Source organism: Sodalis sp. (in: enterobacteria), from assembly GCF_047607725.1.
GTDB lineage: Bacteria > Pseudomonadota > Gammaproteobacteria > Enterobacterales > Enterobacteriaceae > JBLKSS01.
Genome location: NZ_JBLKSS010000069.1, coordinates 16,432 through 34,617, shown reverse-complemented (window position 1 = coordinate 34,617; position 18,186 = coordinate 16,432). Strand labels below are relative to the sequence as shown.

12 protein-coding genes and 9 pseudogenes are annotated in these 18,186 nt (G+C 56.6%); 12 read left to right on the top strand and 9 right to left on the bottom strand.

The window, feature by feature from the left end; genetic code table 11:
* Nucleotides 1-137 precede the first annotated feature (137 nt).
* Nucleotides 138-812: pseudogene (locus tag ACMX3H_RS06825) on the bottom strand (lysine decarboxylase LdcC); the annotation flags it as partial.
* 115 nt (nt 813-927) lie between these two features.
* On the opposite strand from ACMX3H_RS06825, the pseudogene ACMX3H_RS06820 reads away from it, so the two are divergent.
* The 7 genes and pseudogenes from ACMX3H_RS06820 to ruvB all read left to right on the top strand — a co-directional run.
* Nucleotides 928-1,134, top strand: a pseudogene (locus tag ACMX3H_RS06820) (transposase); the annotation flags it as partial.
* 218 nt (nt 1,135-1,352) lie between these two features.
* Nucleotides 1,353-3,143: an aspartate--tRNA ligase gene (aspS, locus tag ACMX3H_RS06815; protein ID WP_415209890.1), complete on the top strand. Its 1,791-nt coding sequence runs from the start codon at nt 1,353-1,355 to the stop codon at nt 3,141-3,143.
* Nucleotides 3,143-3,577, top strand: a complete 435-nt coding sequence (gene nudB / locus ACMX3H_RS06810) for a dihydroneopterin triphosphate diphosphatase (RefSeq protein ID WP_415209889.1) — start codon at nt 3,143-3,145, stop codon at nt 3,575-3,577. Before aspS ends, nudB begins: the two co-directional genes overlap by 1 nt.
* Nucleotides 3,578-3,600: 23 nt before the next feature.
* A complete protein-coding gene (locus ACMX3H_RS06805) occupies nt 3,601-4,344 on the top strand; it encodes a YebC/PmpR family DNA-binding transcriptional regulator (protein ID WP_415209888.1) in 744 nt (247 codons plus the stop codon).
* A gap of 43 nt (nt 4,345-4,387) precedes the next feature.
* A complete protein-coding gene (gene ruvC, locus ACMX3H_RS06800; RefSeq protein WP_415209887.1) occupies nt 4,388-4,903 on the top strand; it encodes a crossover junction endodeoxyribonuclease RuvC in 516 nt (171 codons plus the stop codon).
* Nucleotides 4,904-5,011: 108 nt separating this feature from the next.
* Nucleotides 5,012-5,617: pseudogene (gene ruvA, locus ACMX3H_RS06795) on the top strand (Holliday junction branch migration protein RuvA); the annotation flags it as partial.
* A gap of 4 nt (nt 5,618-5,621) precedes the next feature.
* Nucleotides 5,622-6,615 (top strand): annotated as a pseudogene (gene ruvB, locus ACMX3H_RS06790) (Holliday junction branch migration DNA helicase RuvB).
* Between the two features lie 100 nt (nt 6,616-6,715).
* Here ruvB and znuB read toward each other — a convergent pair.
* Both znuB and znuC read right to left on the bottom strand, forming a co-directional pair.
* Nucleotides 6,716-7,498, bottom strand: a pseudogene (gene znuB, locus ACMX3H_RS06785) (zinc ABC transporter permease subunit ZnuB).
* A gap of 34 nt (nt 7,499-7,532) precedes the next feature.
* A pseudogene (gene znuC, locus ACMX3H_RS06780) lies at nt 7,533-8,192 on the bottom strand (zinc ABC transporter ATP-binding protein ZnuC); the annotation flags it as partial.
* 178 nt (nt 8,193-8,370) lie between these two features.
* Between znuC and znuA the strand changes: the two are divergent.
* From znuA to lpxM, 3 genes and pseudogenes are all read left to right on the top strand, one after another.
* A pseudogene (znuA, locus tag ACMX3H_RS06775) lies at nt 8,371-9,198 on the top strand (zinc ABC transporter substrate-binding protein ZnuA); the annotation flags it as partial.
* 12 nt (nt 9,199-9,210) lie between these two features.
* The gene (gene mepM / locus ACMX3H_RS06770; protein WP_415209885.1) at nt 9,211-10,536 is read left to right on the top strand and encodes a murein DD-endopeptidase MepM; all 1,326 of its coding nucleotides are present in this window, start codon (nt 9,211-9,213) and stop codon (nt 10,534-10,536) included.
* A gap of 101 nt (nt 10,537-10,637) precedes the next feature.
* Nucleotides 10,638-11,600 carry a lauroyl-Kdo(2)-lipid IV(A) myristoyltransferase gene (lpxM, locus tag ACMX3H_RS06765; RefSeq protein WP_415209884.1) on the top strand — a complete coding sequence of 321 codons (963 nt, stop codon included), beginning with the start codon at nt 10,638-10,640 and terminating at the stop codon, nt 11,598-11,600.
* Between the two features lie 190 nt (nt 11,601-11,790).
* Here the strand turns inward: lpxM and ACMX3H_RS06760 are convergent, their stop codons facing one another.
* The 6 genes and pseudogenes from ACMX3H_RS06760 to rhlB all read right to left on the bottom strand — a co-directional run bounded on the left by ACMX3H_RS06760 (nt 11,791) and on the right by rhlB (nt 16,013).
* Nucleotides 11,791-12,228, bottom strand: coding sequence for a divalent metal cation transporter (locus ACMX3H_RS06760; RefSeq protein ID WP_415209883.1), 438 nt, complete (start codon nt 12,226-12,228; stop codon nt 11,791-11,793).
* A complete protein-coding gene (locus tag ACMX3H_RS06755; RefSeq protein WP_415209899.1) occupies nt 12,135-12,467 on the bottom strand; it encodes a divalent metal cation transporter in 333 nt (110 codons plus the stop codon). The genes ACMX3H_RS06760 and ACMX3H_RS06755 overlap by 94 nt, the downstream gene beginning before the upstream one ends.
* Nucleotides 12,468-12,591: 124 nt before the next feature.
* The gene (locus tag ACMX3H_RS06750; RefSeq protein ID WP_415209882.1) at nt 12,592-13,377 is read right to left on the bottom strand and encodes a DUF1460 domain-containing protein; all 786 of its coding nucleotides are present in this window, start codon (nt 13,375-13,377) and stop codon (nt 12,592-12,594) included.
* A gap of 10 nt (nt 13,378-13,387) precedes the next feature.
* Nucleotides 13,388-13,528 (bottom strand): hypothetical protein, encoded by a 141-nt coding sequence (locus ACMX3H_RS06745; RefSeq protein ID WP_415210257.1) that lies wholly within the window; start codon nt 13,526-13,528, stop codon nt 13,388-13,390.
* Nucleotides 13,529-13,793: 265 nt separating this feature from the next.
* Nucleotides 13,794-14,751 (bottom strand): annotated as a pseudogene (locus tag ACMX3H_RS06740) (guanosine-5'-triphosphate,3'-diphosphate pyrophosphatase); the annotation flags it as partial.
* 6 nt (nt 14,752-14,757) lie between these two features.
* Nucleotides 14,758-16,013, bottom strand: a pseudogene (rhlB, locus tag ACMX3H_RS06735) (ATP-dependent RNA helicase RhlB).
* A 117-nt stretch (nt 16,014-16,130) separates the two neighbouring features.
* Between rhlB and trxA the strand changes: the two are divergent.
* Nucleotides 16,131-16,457: a thioredoxin TrxA gene (gene trxA, locus ACMX3H_RS06730; protein ID WP_415210256.1), complete on the top strand. Its 327-nt coding sequence runs from the start codon at nt 16,131-16,133 to the stop codon at nt 16,455-16,457.
* A gap of 391 nt (nt 16,458-16,848) precedes the next feature.
* The gene (rho, locus tag ACMX3H_RS06725) at nt 16,849-18,108 is read left to right on the top strand and encodes a transcription termination factor Rho (protein WP_011412192.1); all 1,260 of its coding nucleotides are present in this window, start codon (nt 16,849-16,851) and stop codon (nt 18,106-18,108) included.
* The last annotated feature ends 78 nt before the right edge of the window (nt 18,109-18,186 follow it).

The following is an 18,186-nucleotide window of genomic DNA, read 5'->3' as shown; positions in this document are numbered from 1 at the left end:
TCGCCGGATTATCCATGATCTGACAGCCGTCCCTTATAGGATGCGGGTTCACTAGGCATCGTAGTGGAACATATTCTTACCGGGCCATACAACAAACCCACCAATAATTCAAGACGTCCTCCACGGGGCGCTTACGTTTATTTCAGTACCCAATAACGGCCATCCTCGGTCAGTTCAGCGCCGTGAATGTCGGTCTCAAAGCCCGGATAGTGTTGGCCGATTGAGCACAGCATCAGTAGGAAATCCAGCACCGCACGACTGCCTTCGGTGATCATCTCGCCGGGCATCACCACCGGTACCCCTGGCGGGTACGGCAACAGCATGTTAGCGGAGATGCGACCGACCATTTGCGACAGCTCAACGGTTTCCACGTTGCCGCGCACCTGCTGTTGGAACGCGGCGTAAGGCGTCATTTTCATCTCGGGAAGCACCGCGAAAGCATTGAGCATCAGTTGCGGCAGATGATGCTGGCGAATTAACCCGTGGATACCCTGCGCCAGATCCTGAATACGCATGTGGCGGTAGAAATCAGGATCTTCCGCGTACAGGTCCGGCAACATATTGCGCACCCGCAGATTAAGATCGTAGGCACGCTTAAACTCGGTCAAGCCGCGCAACAGGCTCATCGCCTTGGTTTTATCGATATCGATACCAATACTAAACAAAAACAGCAGATTATAATGGCCGGTTTTTTCTACCACCACGCCGCGCTCATCGAGGAACTTGGCCACCAGCGAAGCCGGGATCCCCTCCGACGCCATTTCGCCGGTCTCGTCCATTCCCGGCGTCAGGATGGTGACCTTGATGGGATTGATAAGTGTACGCCCAGCGTCGTCTGTTAATTCCCCATCAAGTTATTGAAGATGATGTCCATTATTTTTTTAATGGGCGCAATTCATGAAACAAATCCCACCAAAACCCTCAAGACGTCGTCCAAATTTCCCGCTGGACTTTAAAATTAAGCTGGTTGAGCAGGCGCTCCAGCCCGGCGTATCCATTGCCAAGCTGGCACAGGATAACGGTATCAATGACAATTTGCTGTTCAACTGGCGCCAGCTCTACCGTCAGGGCAAGTTCGGTGTCCAACCTAAAATCCCCACTACACAGCAGGCTGAGCTACTGGCGGTTACACTGTAAGCGTACGCCCAGACGGGCTTATGCTATGCCTGAAATTCCTTTATAATGACCGCCTTTCAAACGCCGGCCCGTGCAGCGCGCACCCGCCGGCCGGTGATGCCGGGCAAAGACTCGGCGCCGGTTCGCCCACGCCGGGCGCAGCCATTAATGAATAACAGCTCGTTTTGTCCCATTCCGCGGCACCCGCTGACGGGCTGAATTTTAAGGATATCCTAATGCGTACTGTATATTGCGGACAGCTGAACCTGTCACATGTTGGCCAGGAAGTGACGTTATGCGGTTGGGTCAACCACCGTCGTGATCTCGGCGGTCTGATTTTCATCGACATGCGTGACCGGGAAGGCCTGGTGCAGGTATTTTTTGATCCCGATCGTCAGGATGCCTTCGCCCGCGCCGCCGAGCTGCGCAATGAATTCTGTCTGCAACTGACCGGTATCGTGCGCGCCCGCCCGGACAGCCAGGTCAATAGCGATATGGCCACCGGCGCCGTAGAAGTACTGGCCACCCAACTGACCATTATCAACCGCTCGGAGCCGCTGCCGCTCGACGCCAATCAGAATAATACCGAAGAGCAGCGCCTGAAATTCCGCTACCTCGATTTACGTCGTCCCGTTATGGCGCAGCGCCTCAAAACGCGGGCGCGTATCTCCAGTTTCGTCCGTCGTTTCATGGATGCCGAAGGGTTTCTTGATATCGAAACGCCGATGTTGACCAAAGCAACGCCGGAAGGCGCGCGTGATTACCTGGTGCCCAGCCGGGTGCATAAAGGCAAGTTTTACGCCTTGCCGCAGTCACCGCAGCTGTTTAAACAGCTGCTGATGATGTCGGGTTTCGACCGCTACTACCAGATCGTGAAATGTTTCCGCGATGAAGACCTGCGCGCCGATCGTCAGCCGGAGTTCACCCAGATCGATGTGGAAACGTCATTCATGAGCGCGGCGCAGGTGCGCGAGGTGATGGAGCGGCTGGTGCGCGATTTGTGGCGCGACATTACCGGCGTCGACCTGGGCGTTTTCCCGCAGATGACCTATGCCGACGCCATGCGCCGCTTCGGTTCCGACAAACCGGATTTGCGCAATCCGATGGAGCTGGTGGACGTGGCGGATTTGGTCAAAGACGTGGCGTTCAATGTGTTCTCCGCGCCCGCCAACGACGCCAAGGGCCGCGTGGCGGCGTTGCGCGTGCCCGGTGGCACGCAGTTGAGCCGCAAGCAGATTGACGAATACGGCAAATATATTGAAATCTATGGCGCCAAAGGGCTGGCGTGGATGAAGGTCAACCAGCGTGACGCCGGCGCAGAAGGGGTGCAAAGCCCGGTGGCGAAATTCCTGGGGCCGCAGGTGATCGAGCAGATCCTCGCGCGCACCCATGCCGCCGACGGCGATATCGTTTTCTTCGGCGCGGATCGCGCAAGTGTCGTGACCGATGCGCTGGGGGCACTGCGTCTCAAGCTCGGCCTGGATTTGCGGCTCACGGAAACCGACCGCTGGGCGCCGCTGTGGGTGGTCGACTTTCCGATGTTTGAGGAAGACGAAGACGGCGGCCTGGCCACGATGCATCATCCCTTCACCGCGCCGAAGGATATCGATGCAAAGACGCTGGCCGCCTGCCCGACGGCGGTGGTGGCCAACGCCTACGATATGGTTATCAACGGTAACGAGGTCGGCGGCGGCTCGGTGCGTATCCACCGCGGCGACATGCAGCAGACCGTGTTCGGCATTCTGGGTATCAATGAACAGGAACAGCAGGAGAAATTCGGTTTCCTGCTCGATGCATTAAAATATGGCACGCCGCCCCATGCGGGCCTGGCCTTCGGCCTGGATCGCCTGGTGATGCTGCTGACCGGCACCGACAATATCCGCGATGTTATTGCGTTTCCGAAAACCACCGCGGCGGCGGATCTGATGACCGAAGCCCCCAGCTTCGGCAATGCCGAGGCGCTGGCCGATCTGTCGATTGCGGTTGTCGGCAAGGGTAAGGAAGCGATGGAAAACGGTCGGTCATAATGGCCTATAAACGCCCAATTTCGGTGCTGGTGGTCATCTCCGCCACCGACAGCGGGCGGGTTTTGATGTTACAGCGCCGGGATGACCCGGCATTTTGGCAGTCGGTTACCGGCAGTATAGACGCCGGTGAACCTCCGGCGGCGGCGGCGCAGCGGGAAGAGCGCGAAGAAACCGGGTTTGATGTCGATGCCGGGGGACTGACGCTTACCGATTGCCAGCGCTGCATTCAATTTGAGATTTTTAGTCATTTTCGCCACCGTTACGCGCCCGGAGTGACGCACAATACAGAATATTGGTTCTGTTTGACGCTACCCTGTGAGCAGGCGCCCGTGTTAAGCGAGCATCTCAGCTGGCGCTGGATGGCCGCCGACGCGCTGACCAAATCCTGGAGTAACCGGCAGGCGATTGAAGAATTTGTTATTTATCCGGCCTGAGAAGGCTTTTTTCGGAGAGAGATATGGCAAGTCATAGTAAGTGGGCCAATACCAAGCATCGTAAAGCCGCACAGGACGCCAAACGCGGGAAAATTTTCACCAAGATTATCCGCGAATTGGTTACCGCCGCCAGACTGGGCGGCGGGGATGTCGGCTCCAACCCTCGCTTGCGCGCGGCGGTGGATAAAGCCTTAGCGAATAACATGACGCGTGACACGCTCAATCGCGCCATCGCCCGCGGCGTGGGAGGGGATGACGACGTCCAGATGGAGACCATTATTTATGAAGGCTATGGCCCCGGCGGTACCGCGGTCATGGTTGAGTGCTTGAGCGATAATCGCAACCGTACCGTGTCCGAGGTGCGTCACACCTTTACCAAAACCGGCGGCAATTTGGGCACCGATGGCTCCGTTTCGTATCTGTTCACCAAAAGAGGGGTGATTTCGTTCGCGCCGGGCCTGAGCGAAGATACCATCATGGACGCGGCGCTGGAAGCCGGCGCCGATGACGTTATCACTTATGATGATGGCGCGATCGATGTGTACACCACGCCGGACGCGTTCGGCGAAGTCAAAGACGCGCTGGAGGCGGCCGGTCTGACGCCGGAATCCTCGGAAGTCGCGCTGGTCCCGTCTACCCGCGCCGATCTGGATGCGGAGACCGCGCCCAAATTACTGCGCCTTATCGATATGCTGGAAGACTCCGATGATGTGCAGGAAGTCTACCACAACGGTGAGATTTCCGACGAGGTGGCGGCGACCCTGTGATGACCGGTTTCCCGCGTTATCGCGCGCGCCAGGCGGCAGCGGTATGACCGTGATATTGGGTATCGATCCCGGCTCGCGTATTACCGGCTATGGTATCGTGCGTCAGGATGGGCGTAAACTGAGCTACCTGGGCAGCGACTGTATCCGTACCAAAGTGGACGATCTACCCGGTCGCCTGAAGCTTATCTATGCCGGCGTCAGCAAGATCATCACGCAGTTTCAACCGGACTGCCTGGCGATTGAGCAGGTCTTTATGGCCAAAAACGCCGACTCGGCGCTAAAACTGGGCCAGGCGCGCGGCGTCGTGGCGGCGATTAACCTGGATTTACCGGTGTTTGAATATGCGGCCCGTCAGGTCAAACAGACGGTGGTGGGCACGGGGTCAGCGGAGAAAAGCCAGGTACAGCATATGGTGCGTACCCTATTAATGCTATCGGCTAACCCGCAGGCGGACGCCGCCGATGCGTTGGCCATCGCCATCACCCATTGCCACGTCAGCCAGAATGCCCTGCGCATGGGCAGCGGCAGGATTAATCTGGCGCGCGGCAGGCTAAGCTGACATCCGGCTGTGGCACGTTTACCTTCAGGCTGGATATCCATCCAGCCTTTATTATGTTATAAGCATAACCATCAAAAGCAATAACCTGACGCGTAAAGGAAAGTCGAGGTGATCGGACGTCTCAGAGGCATCATTCTGGAAAAGCAGCCGCCGCAGGTGCTGTTGGAAACTCATGGGGTGGGTTATGAGGTGCAATTGCCGATGACCTGTTTCTATGCCCTGCCGGAAACCGGTCAGGAGGCGGTTATCTTCACCCATTTCGTGGTGCGTGAGGACGCCCAGTTGCTGTTTGGTTTTATCCATAAGCAGGAGCGGGTCCTGTTTCGCGAACTGATTAAAGTGAACGGCGTCGGGCCGAAGCTGGCGCTGGTGATTCTCTCCGGGATGTCGGCGCCGCAATTTGTCAGCGCCGTGGAGCGCCAGGAAATTAACGCGCTGGTGAAATTGCCCGGGGTTGGCAAAAAGACCGCGGAACGGCTGGTGGTGGAAATGAAGGACAGATTTAAAGGTCTGTCCGGCGATCTGTTCGCGCCCCAGGGCGTAGGCGATATCCCCCCCGCCATCGACGCGCAGGTCAATCCGGCCGATCCCGAGAGCGAAGCGGTTGTGGCGCTGGGGTATAAACCCCAGGAGGCAAGCCGGATGGTGAGCAAAGTGGCGAGCGCCGGCGCCGATTGTGAAATGCTTATCCGTGATGCGCCGCGCTGTGAGGTAGAGGATGATAGAAGCCGATCGACTGATGAGTGCCGCGACGGTGACCGAAGAAGAGGTTATCGACCGCGCTATCCGGCCGAAAACACTGGCGGACTATATCGGTCAGCCCCACGTGCGCGAGCAGATGGAGATTTTCATTCAGGCGGCGAAAATGCGCGGCGACACGCTCGATCATTTGCTCATCTCGGGGCCGACCGGGCTGGGTAAAACCACGCTGGCGAACATTGTCGCCAATGAAATGGGAGTCAATCTGTGCACCACCTCGGGTCCGGTGCTGGAAAAAGCCGGCGATCTGGCGGCGATGCTGACCAACCTCGAGCCCCATGACGTTTTATTTATCGATGAGATCCATCGGCTTTCGCCGGTAGTGGAGGAAGTGCTTTATCCGGCAATGGAGGATTATCAACTGGATATCATGATAGGCGAGGAGCCGGCCGCTCGCTCTATCAAAATCGAGCTCCCTCCGTTTACCCTGGTGGGCGCCACCACCCGCGCAGGCTCGCTGACGCCGCCGCTGCGCGACCGGTTTGGTATCGTGCAGCGGCTGGAGTTTTATCAGACGGGGGATTTGCAGCATATTGTCAGCCGCAGCGCCGCCTGCCTGGCGCTGAACATTACCGAAGTCGGCGCGCGGTACGCCGCGTATCGCCAACCGGCTGCTGCGCCGGGTCCGTGACTTTGCCGACGTGCGGGCCGTTGGCCACATCACCGATGAGGTGGCGGGGAACGCGCTGAACATGCTGAATGTCGGTACCCAAGGGTTCGACTTCATGGATCGCAAGCTGCTGCTGGCCATCATAGATAAATTTGTTGGCGGACCGGTAGGGTTGGATAACCTGGTGGCGGCGATCGGCGAGGAGCGCGAGACGATTGAAGATGTGCTGGAGCCGTTTTTGATCCAGCAAGGGTTTATACAGCGAATCCCCCGCGGGCGTATCGCTACCGTCCACGCGTATCGCCATTTCGGGCTTGAGGGACACGGCGGCGAGGACGAATAACGCCGCCGCAACCGAGCATCAGCGGCCGCGTCCCACCGCCGCGGAACCGGCGCAGTGACCGGAGGCGGCGGATGACAGGGTGTTGCGCCGCTCTCGGCGGTCAAGAGCGCGCTTTGACGGTCAGGCTGGGCAGGAACAGCACCGAGGCGCACAGCACAACGGATGGGCCGGCCGGTGTATCGTAGAACGCGGAAAAGGCCAGTCCGCCGGTGACCGCCAACGCGCCCGCTAGGGTGGCGTATAACGCCATTTGCTCCGGGCTGCGCGCACAACGGCGCGCGGCCGCGGCGGGAATGATGAGCAGCGAAGTAATAATTAACGCACCGACAAACTTCATCGCCAGCCCGATGGTCAGCGCCGTGACCAGCATCAAGAGCAGCTTGACGCGGGGCAGGGGGATCCCCGTCCAAGTGGGCCAATTCGGGGCTGATGGTCACGGACAACAGCGTGCGCCATTGCCATAAGATAAGCGTCAGCACTACCGCGACCCCCACGCCCACAGCGCAATATCCTGCGGCGTGACCGCCAGCAGATCGCCAAACAGATAGGCCATCAGATCGACCCGCACCCCCTGCATCAGGCTGACCACCACCAGGCCCAGGGAGAGCGAACCGTGTGCCATGATGCCCAACAACGTATCGATAGCCAACTGGGGGAAGCGTTCCAGCCACACCAGCCCGAGCGCCAGCGTAACCGCAATCACCGCGTAAAACGGATTATTGATGTTCAGTAACAGGCCGAAAGCAACGCCTAACAGTGAGGCATGGGCGAGGGTATCGCCGAAATACGACATTTTGCGCCACACCACGAAGGTGCCGAGGGGACCTGCCGCCAGCGATAACAGCACGCCGGCGAACCAGCCGGAGAGCAATAATTCAATCATGACGACACGCTCCCTGCGCGGGCGGCACCGGTCAGCGCTGCCCGAACATGGCGATAAAATCAGGGTGGCCCGAGACCACATCCGGCGTGCCGGAACAGCAGATATGGTGATTAAGGCACAGCACTTCATCGGTTTTCGCCATCACCAGATGTAAATCGTGCGATACCATCAACACTGCGCAACCGAGGGCGCGGCGAATGTTGTCGATTAAATCATACAGCGCCACCTGGCCGTTGACATCCACGCCCTGGGTCGGCTCGTCCAGCACCAATAGCTGGGGTGAATTGAGCAGGGCGCGCGCCAGTAGCACCCGTTGCATTTCACCGCCGGAAAGTTTTTGCATGGGCGCCGTCTGCAAATGTTGCGCCTACACCCGCGCCAGTGACGGCGCTATATAGCTTTTCTTGACGCCCGGCCGCAAACGCATGAAGCGTTCCACCGTCAGCGGCAACGTGGGGTCCAGATGTATTTTTTGCGGTACATACCCCATGAGCAGTTTGGGCTGGCGTCTTAGCGTACCCTCAGTGGGGGCGATAAGCCCGAGCACCACCCGCCCCAGTGTCGACTGGCCGGCGCCGTTCGGGCCCAGCAGGGTAAGAATGTGACCGGGGCGCAGGGTGAAAGAGATATCGTGCAGCACCGCTTTTCGGCCAAAGGCGACGCCAATGTGTTCCAGGATTACCAAATCGGTCATGATGATTACGGTTGTTAAATTACCGCGTTATTATAACATAACAACCCGCTTCGTTGCCGATGAGAATATTGCCATGCCCTCATCCTATCCCGCCGCTTTATTGCGCACCGTTGGCCGTACCTGCCGTTTCGCCTGTCTTGGGGCCGCGTTAGGGATGGCGGCGGGCGTCAACGCGTAGGCCGCGGTCGTCGCCGATGGCGTTATGCCGGTGGAGATAGTATTGCCCGATGGCGCCTCGCCCCATGATTATGCTTTGCGGCCGACGGATGCGCTGCGGTTAAAGAAAGCCGATGTGCTGGTGTGGATAGGGCCGGAAATGGAGGCATTTCTCTCCGGACCCGCCTCCTCGCTGCCTGCCGCGCGGCGCATTACCTTGGCCAGCCTGCCGTCCGTTAAGCCGCTTTTGCAAAAAGGCGGCGAAGAATTGCATGAAAATCATGGGCATGATTACGACGGCGGTGGCGACGACGGCCATCACCACGGCGAATATAATATGCATTTCTGGCTTTCGCCGACCATAGCTCGGCGCGCTGCCGAGGCGATCCATGACCGTCTCGTGGAGTTAATGCCCGAAAAGAAACAACAATTGGACGATAATCTGCGAATTTTCAACGCCGTCTTGACAAAAAATGACAAAAATATCGCTACAATGCTGGCACCCGTTCGCGCTAAAGGGTATTACGTATTTCACGATGCGTATGGGTATTTTGAAACATACTATGGCCTGACGCCGTTAGGATATTTCACCATCAATCCCGAAATACAACCCGACGCCCAGGTTTTACACAAAATCAGAACACTGTTGGTTGAGCAAAAAGCGACCTGTATTTTTGCTGAGCCACAATTCAGGCCAGTCGTTATCAACGCCGTCGCCCGCGGGACATCCGTGCGTATTGGCACCCTGGACCCGCTGGGAATGGGTATCGCCTTGGACAAGGAAAGCTACGCGCGCTTTCTGTCTCAATTAACGAACCAGTACGTGAGCTGCCTGGAGAACAACACATGAGGATAGTTATTAGTGCAGCAGATAGCCCGCTCTTTCGCCCTGGCATTTAATCATCTGCCGCGACCCCACCGCGTCATGCTGGGGTCGCTAACCATAGTCACTTTAGCCGTCGCCGTTTGGCGACCCTATATCTACTCCCCGGTGGTGGAACGGCCCGCCAGCCGCATCATCCCGTTGGAAGATCATCAATTGCGTGAGCTGGCGCCCGAGGCCAGCGAACCCCTCGACCAGACCACCCCTGACAGCGACGAAGATATTCCGAAGGATGAACTGGACGAACGCGTGGAAGGGGAGGCCGGCGTGCATGAATATGTCATCTCCCCCGGCGATACCCTAAGCAGTGTCCTTACCCAGTACGGCATCGATATCGCCGACGTCACCGCGCTGGCTCAGCAAAATCCCGCGCTGCGCAATCTGAAGATAGGCCAGTCCCTCTCCTGGACGCTGACCGCCGAGGGCGATTTGCAGCGCCTGACCTGGGATGTCTCGCGCCGCGAGACGCGCACCTATGATCGCGTGGACGGCGGTTTCAAGGAAAGCATCGCCAATATGACAGGCGAATGGTGCAACACCACCTTGACCGGCCAGCTCAACGGCAGTTTCGTCACCAGCGCCCGCGCAGCCGGTCTGACGGGCGGCGATATCAACGCGGTGATCAAAGCGCTGCAGTGGCAGCTGGATTTCCGCAAGTTGCGTAAAGGGGATCAGTTCTCGGTTCTGACCTCGAGGGAAATGCTGGACGGCAAAAGCGCTCAAAGTCAATTGCTCGGCGTGCGCTTACGTACAGGCGGGAAAGATTATTACGCTTTCCGTGCGGATGACGGTAAATTCTATAACCGCGATGCCGCCGGTCTCGCCCGTGGTTTTATGCGTTTTCCCACCGTGAAACAATTCCGCGTCTCCTCCAATTTCAATCCGCGCAGGCTTAACCCCGTTACCGGCCGTATCGCGCCCCATCGCGGCGTCGATTTCGCCGCGCCGGTCGGTACGCAGGTGCTGGCGGTGGGTGACGGCGAGGTGATGGTCAGCAAAAGGGACGGCGGCGCCGGTAACTATGTGGCCATCCGCCACGGCCGCCAATACATGACCCGCTATATGCATCTGAAAAAATTGTTGGTGAAGCCGGGACAGAAAGTGAAACGCGGCGATCGCATCGCCTTGTCCGGCAATACCGGCCGCTCCACCGGCCCCCATTTGCATTATGAAGTCTGGATCAACCAGCAGGCGGTCAATCCCCTGACCGCCAAACTGCCGTGCACCGAAGGGCTGACCGGCAGCGACCGCGCCGAATATCTCGCCCAAGTCAAACAGATGCTGCCTCAGCTGCAGTTAAACTGACATGACGCCATCAGCGGCCGATCCTGCATCGGCTGCTTTTTTTCTTTATAATGCGGTTAGCCGCGGGTACTGCGCGATGACAAGCATTGAGAAAGGCATGCATGGAAAATAAGCAAAACGGACAGATAGAGTTCATCCCGACGTTCAAAAACGCATTCTACACCCCACGTTATTGGGGCGTCTGGCTGGGGATAGGTGCCATCGCTGCTGCCGCCTGGATCCCGCCCCGGTTCCGCGATCCCGTGCTGGGCGCGCTGGGCCGGGCGGTTGGCCGCGTTGCGCACAAGGCGCGCTTTCGCACGCAGGTCAATTTGGCCTACTGCCTGCCGGAAATCGCCGCAGAGCAGCGGGAAACCATCATTGACGACATGTTCGCCTGCGTGACGCAATCCACCATCCTCATGGCCGAGCTGGCCTGCCGCGATCCAGAGCGAGTCTTGGCGCGCGTGCGCTGGCATGGCGACGAATGGCTGATCCGGCTTCAGGAAGAGGGGCGCAATGTCATCTTTCTGGTACCCCACGGCTGGGCGGTGGATGTGCCGGCGATGCTGATGGCTGCGCGCGGCCAAAAAATGGCGGCCATGTTCCACAATCAGCGCAATGAGCTGGTGGACTTTATGTGGAATCGCGTGCGTCGGCGTTTTGGCGGCCGTATGCACGCGCGCAACGACGGTATCAAACCCTTTATCAGCTCGGTGCGCCAGGGATATTGGGGGTATTATTTACCGGATCAGGATCACGGCGCCGAGCACAGTGAGTTTGTGGATTTCTTTGCCACGTACAAAGCGACGCTGCCGGCTATCGGCCGTCTGATGAAAGTTTGCCGCGCCACCGTTGTTCCCTTGTTCCCGGTCTACGACGGCAAAACCAGCCTGCTGCATATTCATATTCTGCCGCCCATGGAAGCGTTAACGGATGCCGATGATGCTACCGTGGCGCGGCGCATGAATGAAGCGGTGGAAACGATGGTGCGTCCGAATCCTGAACAGTATACCTGGGTGCTAAAACTGCTCAAAACCCGCAAGCCCGGCGATCCCAACCCCTATAAACGCCCCTCTCGCTGAGATCCTGGCCGCTAAAGAGCGCGAACGCCGGCGTGAAGGGGCCGCACGGCGCGGCGCGGCCTGGCACCGTCATTAGCTGAACTTTAAACCGACCACGGTTCTTCCGTTGAATACTGCGCTTCAGCCGCGCGCAATTCTGCAGCCACACTGTTGCGCAGCTGAACCCTGCCTATCAACGACGCAAGGTTTCTCAGCCGAACAGCATTCGCACCGTTTCGATGATGAGCTGGAGGTTTAAGACCACCAATACCGCGGTGGCCAGCCAGCCAAGTACCATAAAAGGTTTGCAATTGACAAACTTGCCCATTCGCTTTTTGGATGAGGTTAAATACAGCAGCGGGATCATCGAAATCGGTAAGGCGATGCTCAAAAATACCTGGGTATAGACTAGGAGTTTCTCAACCACGTCCCCTTTGTCTCCCCATAGATAGATGCAGGCCACAACCGGCATGATAGCAATCAGGCGGGTAATCAGGCGCCGCTGCCACAGCGGGAGCCGGAAATTGATGAAGGCTTCCAGCACGATTTGCCCGGTTAAGGTCCCCGTAATGGTGGCATTCTGACCGGAAGCCAACAGCGCAACGGCGAATAACGTTGCCAGGGTGGCGCTGGCAATGGCGCCAACCATGCTGTGATCCTGTAGGGCATCGTACAGCTGGGCAAAGCGGCCGATATCATCCGGGTTTTTGCCAAAAATAGCGCGGCGCCAAGAATAAGAAGTAAGCAATTAATAATAAACGAGAATCCCAACTGTATATTGGAATCAATGGTCGCGTAGCGGATGGCCTCTTTCACCGCCCGTTCATTACTGCGGTCGTATTGACGCGATTGTACGATGGAAGAGTGGAGGTAGAGGTTGTGCGGCATCACGGTGGCTCCCACGATCCCCAATGCGATGAAGAAAGCGGAATCGCCGCCCGCCTCTGGCGCAGGCCGCTTGAGCAAACGTGAGACGGGCCGGCAGGGCGGGGTAGTCACGTTGGCTTTTCTTTTACAATGCGCGCAAAACCACAATACCGGGTTTGCTTTGCATATATTCCATAAACGGCGTATCCACCACTCTGCGGTTACGCTGTAAGGAAGACACATTACGATAATAGAGGTCGTCCCCTTTCCTGATGGCGATGCCCACATGGGAAACATCCAGTCCGTCAAGTTTGGAATAAATGCCAATATAGTCCCCTGAATGGATTGCGTTGAGTGCTGCTTGATCCAAGTCGCCCGCGGGGATGTAGGTAATGTCGCGCTCAAATACTCCGATAGCGGGAATAAATTTACCGCCCCCCGCTTTCAGATTAAGGTGTTTATGAACCACCTTGGCCTTAGGACTAATAATGTGCGCGGTGACGTCCACCGCATTGCGCGGCTGGCTCGCAAACCAATCCGTGAAGAAATGTTTACGGTTAACAAAGGCCACCTTGCCGTTTTTGTAGCGGGTTTTCACCAGTTGATTGAAAAAATCTGTTCTGTTTGCCGACTGGCTCAGCGCATTGACGTAATCAAGAAAGGTGAAGCAGTCGACGCCATTGAAATCCACCACCAGCTTTTCGGGCTCCGTCGCCGAGCCGATTAATGTATTGGCCTGATACGGCGTGCCAAGAAACGATTGCGAAACCTGTTCAATTAATTCCTCGCGGCTATCCTGTCTCTGTGCCTGTATATCATTAATGATATGCTGCGCTTTGTCCGCACTGATGGCATCCATGGTCAGCGGATATTTTTTGGGTGAACAGGCCGATAATAGAAGGCACAAGGGAATGAGCAGGTATAGACGCATGGTAATTTCCTTAAGGCGGTAAACGAAGATAAAGTTGAAGGGAATTCCCACTCAATGTCAAAACCAGCCTGCTTTCTGTGTAAGCGCCCCGTGGAGGACGTCTTGAATTATTGCTGGCTTTGTTGTATGGCCCGGTAAGAATATGTTCCACTACGATGCCTAGTGAACCCGCATCCTATAAGGGACGGCTGTCAGATCATGGATAATCCGGTGATGATAGTGTCCACTTAAATTTTAATGGACACTATCACAAACTTCAGAACCACTAATTTCATATCACTCAAACCGGGATGGAAATAAAAGTTATTAAAATCAATATAATGTGAAAATGCAATGAGCATAAGCGTATAACGTAGGTTTACTGTCTCATACAACAAACCCACCAATAATTCAAGACGTCCTCCACGGGGCGCTTACGCGCAGCGCAAAAGCGTAAAACATCGTTCGTCCAGTTGCCAGCTCTCGGCCACCTGACGGGCGAATCCCTCCGCTAGCCGGGCGACCCGCTGCGCCTGCTCGGTATCCAGCTGATAGCGGCGCTGCAAGTTTTCCAGGGTGCGTTGGCGGATATCCCCGCCGACCGGCAACGTCATCATGCCGTACATCATCCCCTTGCGCAGCGCGCCGCCCGCCAGGGTCATCGTCTTGATGCCAAGTTCGGCAAATACCGCCAGTAAAATCGCCAACCCGCTAGGGAACACCAGCGCTCGATCCAGCGTCAGTCCTTCGATTTCCAGCTCTTCGAGCTTGCCGCAGTGTATGGCGCGCTGTTTAAGCTGCAGCAGTTTGCTGAGCGTAATATGTTCGTCCATCCCCTGGGCGACCATAATTTCCTGCAGCGCCTGCACCGTACCGAAGGCGCCGACGCACACCTGCCACCCCCGGGCCAGCAGCCGGAAGGCTACCGGGCGGATTTTCTCGCGCCCCGCGCCCCACCACCAGCTCGGTGCCGCCGCCGCCGATATCCACCACCAGACGCTCATCGGAGCCGCCGGTCGTGTGGGAGACGCCCTGATAGATAAGCCGGGCTTCTTCTTCGCCTGAAATGACCTGCACCGGGCAGCCCAGAATATCACTGGCCGGGCCGAAAAATTCCGCCGCGTTAGTGGCCAGGCGCGTGGTGGCGGTGGCCACCACGCGAACGTGGGCGGGGGGATATCCTGCAAATGTTCGGCAAACAGGCGCAGGCACTGCCAGCCCCGCTGCATCGCGTCGCTGGAAAGCCGGTTATCGCCGTTAAGCCCGGCGGCCAGACGCACTTTACGCTTGATGCGCCAGCGTCTGGAGGGTGCCGGCCACCTCACGCACCACCAACATATGAAAGCTGTTGGAGCCTAAGTCAATGGCGGCATAAAGTGAGGAGGCGCTTATCATCTGCGTTTAGCCCGGACGTTTACGGTTATGGCGCGTCGCTGCAGCGGCGGGGACCACTGCCGGTGCGGGGGCGGGTCAACCGTTTTGGTGCGGGCAGGTCGGTCAGCAGCGCGTCGCTGTTGTATTTACTGACGGGGATCTGATGGCCAATATAGCTTTCTATTGCGGTAAGATTCAACGCATATTCTTCACACGCCAGGCTGATGGAACAACCGCTCTCGCCGGCACGGCCGATACGGTGGACGTAATCTTCGCAGTCGTCGGGCAGATCATAATTGAATACGTGGGTCACTGAGGGAATATGCAGTCCGTGCGCGGCCACGTCCGTCGCCACCAGAATATCCAGCGCGCCCTGGGTAAACTCTTCTAGTATGCGCAGGCGCCGCTTTTGCGAGACATCGCCGGTCAGAAGCCCGACGCGATGACCGTCAGCGGCCAGGTGGCCCCAGATATCCTCGCAGCGGTGCTTGGTATTGGCGAAAATGATACACCGGTCGGGCCACTCTTCTTCGACCAGGGTTTGCAGCAGCCGCATTTTTTCTTCGTTAGAAGGATAAAACAACTCTTCTTGTATGCGGTGGCCCGTTTTCTGCAGCGGCTCCACTTCGACATACTCGGCGTTATTCATATGCTTGAACGCCAGCTCGCGCACCCGGTAGGAGAGGGTGGCGGAGAACAGAATATTCAGCCGTTCAGCGTCGGCGGGCATACGGCGGAACAGCCAGCGGATATCTTTGATGAAGCCGAGGTCGAACATCCGATCGGCCTCGTCCAGCACCACCACCTGTATGGCGCCCATATTGACGTAATTCTGTTTGGTGTAATCAATCAGCCTGCCGGTGGTACCCACCAGGATATCGACCCCGGATTCCAGTATTTTCAGCTGTTTATCATAACCATCGCCGCCGTAGGCCAGCCCTATTTTCAGGCCGGTCGCCTGGGCTAATGGTTCGGCATCGGAATGGATTTGCACCGCCAGCTCGCGGGTGGGCGCCATAATCAGCGCGCGGTTGATTGGTTTGACGTCCCTCGGCGGCAGGGTGGGTGAGTAAATGATGAAACGTGGCCGTTAGAAAGGCTAGCGTTTTGCCGGTACCGGTTTGCGCCTGGCCCGCGACGTCTTTGCCCGCAAGCGTAATGGGCAAAGTCAGCGCTTGAATGGGCGTACAATTGTTAAAGCCTTTAGAATCAATCGCTTCAATGATTAACGGATGCAGGGCGAAGTCGGAAAACTTCTTTTCTGTTAAGTGTGTTTTGCTCATAGTGTGGTAGAATAACAGTTAACCATTGCATTACGAAAGTGTATACAGTGAAATAAAGTCAACCTGTTGTTGGTCATTGCTGCAACGGCAGGTAACGATAATTCTGTGGAGTAAAACATGAGCAATAAAATTATTCATCTGAGTGACGACAGCTTCGAAAAGGACGTATTACAGGCCAACGGGCTGTTTTTGGTCGATTTTTGGGCCGAATGGTGTGGTCCTTGTAAAATGATTGCGCCTATTCTGGCAGAAGTCGCTGATGAATTCGATGGCAAACTGACCATCGCTAAATTGAACATCGACGAGAATCCGGCCACTGCACCTAAGTATGGTATCCGCGGTATTCCCACCCTGTTGCTGTTCCGCGATGGTGAAGTGATAGCCACCAAGGTTGGCGCCCTGTCCAAAGGACAGTTGAAAGAGTTCCTTAACGCAAATCTGTAAGCGGTATTGCGCATCTTCCTCTGGGCGCTGGCGTTCATAAGCATTTCTCATATTGACCGCTAGACGCCCATCAAGAACCATGCTAAGTTTATGTCCACTGCATTGTGATCTTACCTGTAGTTTGAATCTGAGCTTTACTCTTTGCCCGCACCTCGTTGTAAGAAAGCACCAAACGTGACCAACGAGGGCGTCAGGCAGGCGGGATTTAAATTAATCCGTTTTAGGCACTCTTAATCTCAGTCTTCCTTGTTATTCATATTGCATGAGTCGCTATTCATCAGCCCAAACGGGATTTACCGGGATTAAATGCCATAGACAGGCACGGTTTTACGCTGCCATACCATCCACAAAATCAGTTCGAGATATACCCCGAGTTTAAGAACCCACCATTATGAACCTTACCGAATTAAAAAATACGCCGGTTTCAGAGCTAGTGACCCTCGGCGAGAATATGGGGCTGGAAAACCTGGCCCGTATGCGTAAACAAGACATCATCTTTGCCATCCTCAAGCAGCATGCCAAGAGCGGCGAGGATATCTTCGGCGATGGCGTGCTGGAAATTTTGCAGGACGGATTCGGTTTTCTCCGCTCCAGCGACAGTTCCTACCTCGCCGGCCCCGATGATATTTACGTTTCCCCCAGCCAGATCCGCCGCTTTAACCTGCGCACCGGCGACACCATTTCCGGCAAGATCCGTCCGCCGAAAGAGGGCGAGCGCTACTTTGCGCTGCTGAAGGTCAACGAAGTCAACTACGACAAGCCGGAAAACGCCCGCAACAAGATCCTGTTTGAAAACCTGACGCCGCTGCACGCCAATTCGCGTTTGCGCATGGAGCGCGGCAACGGCTCTACCGAAGATTTAACCGCGCGCGTTCTGGATCTGGCCTCGCCTATTGGCCGCGGCCAGCGCGGCCTGATCGTGGCGCCGCCGAAAGCCGGTAAAACCATGCTGCTGCAAAACATCGCCCAAAGCATCGCCTATAATCATCCCGACTGCGTGCTGATGGTGCTGCTGATTGACGAACGTCCGGAAGAAGTGACCGAAATGCAGCGTCTGGTGAAAGGCGAAGTCATCGCCTCGACCTTCGACGAGCCGGCGTCTCGCCACGTGCAGGTCGCCGAAATGGTGATAGAAAAAGCCAAGCGCCTGGTTGAACATAAGAAAGACGTTATTATCCTGCTGGACTCCATTACCCGCCTGGCGCGCGCCTACAACACCGTTGTACCCGCTTCCGGCAAGGTATTGACCGGCGGTGTCGACGCCAACGCCCTGCATCGTCCGAAACGTTTCTTCGGCGCCGCGCGTAACATGGAAGAGGGCGGTAGCCTGACCATCATCGCCACCGCGCTTATCGATACCGGCTCGAAGATGGACGAAGTGATTTACGAAGAGTTCAAGGGCACAGGCAATATGGAACTGCACCTGTCGCGTAAAATCGCCGAGAAACGCGTTTTCCCGGCGATCGATTACAACCGCTCTGGGACCCGTAAAGAAGAATTACTCACCACCCAGGAAGAGCTGCAGAAAATGTGGATCCTACGCAAAATCATCCACCCGATGGGTGAAATTGATGCCATGGAATTCCTGATGAACAAGTTAGCGATGACTAAAACCAACGATGAATTCTTTGACATGATGAAACGTTCGTAAGTCACAAAAACTCGGGTAGCGCCACGTGAGAACGTGGCGTTTTTCTTTTCTAATGCTAGGATAGTCACATCTTTGGTG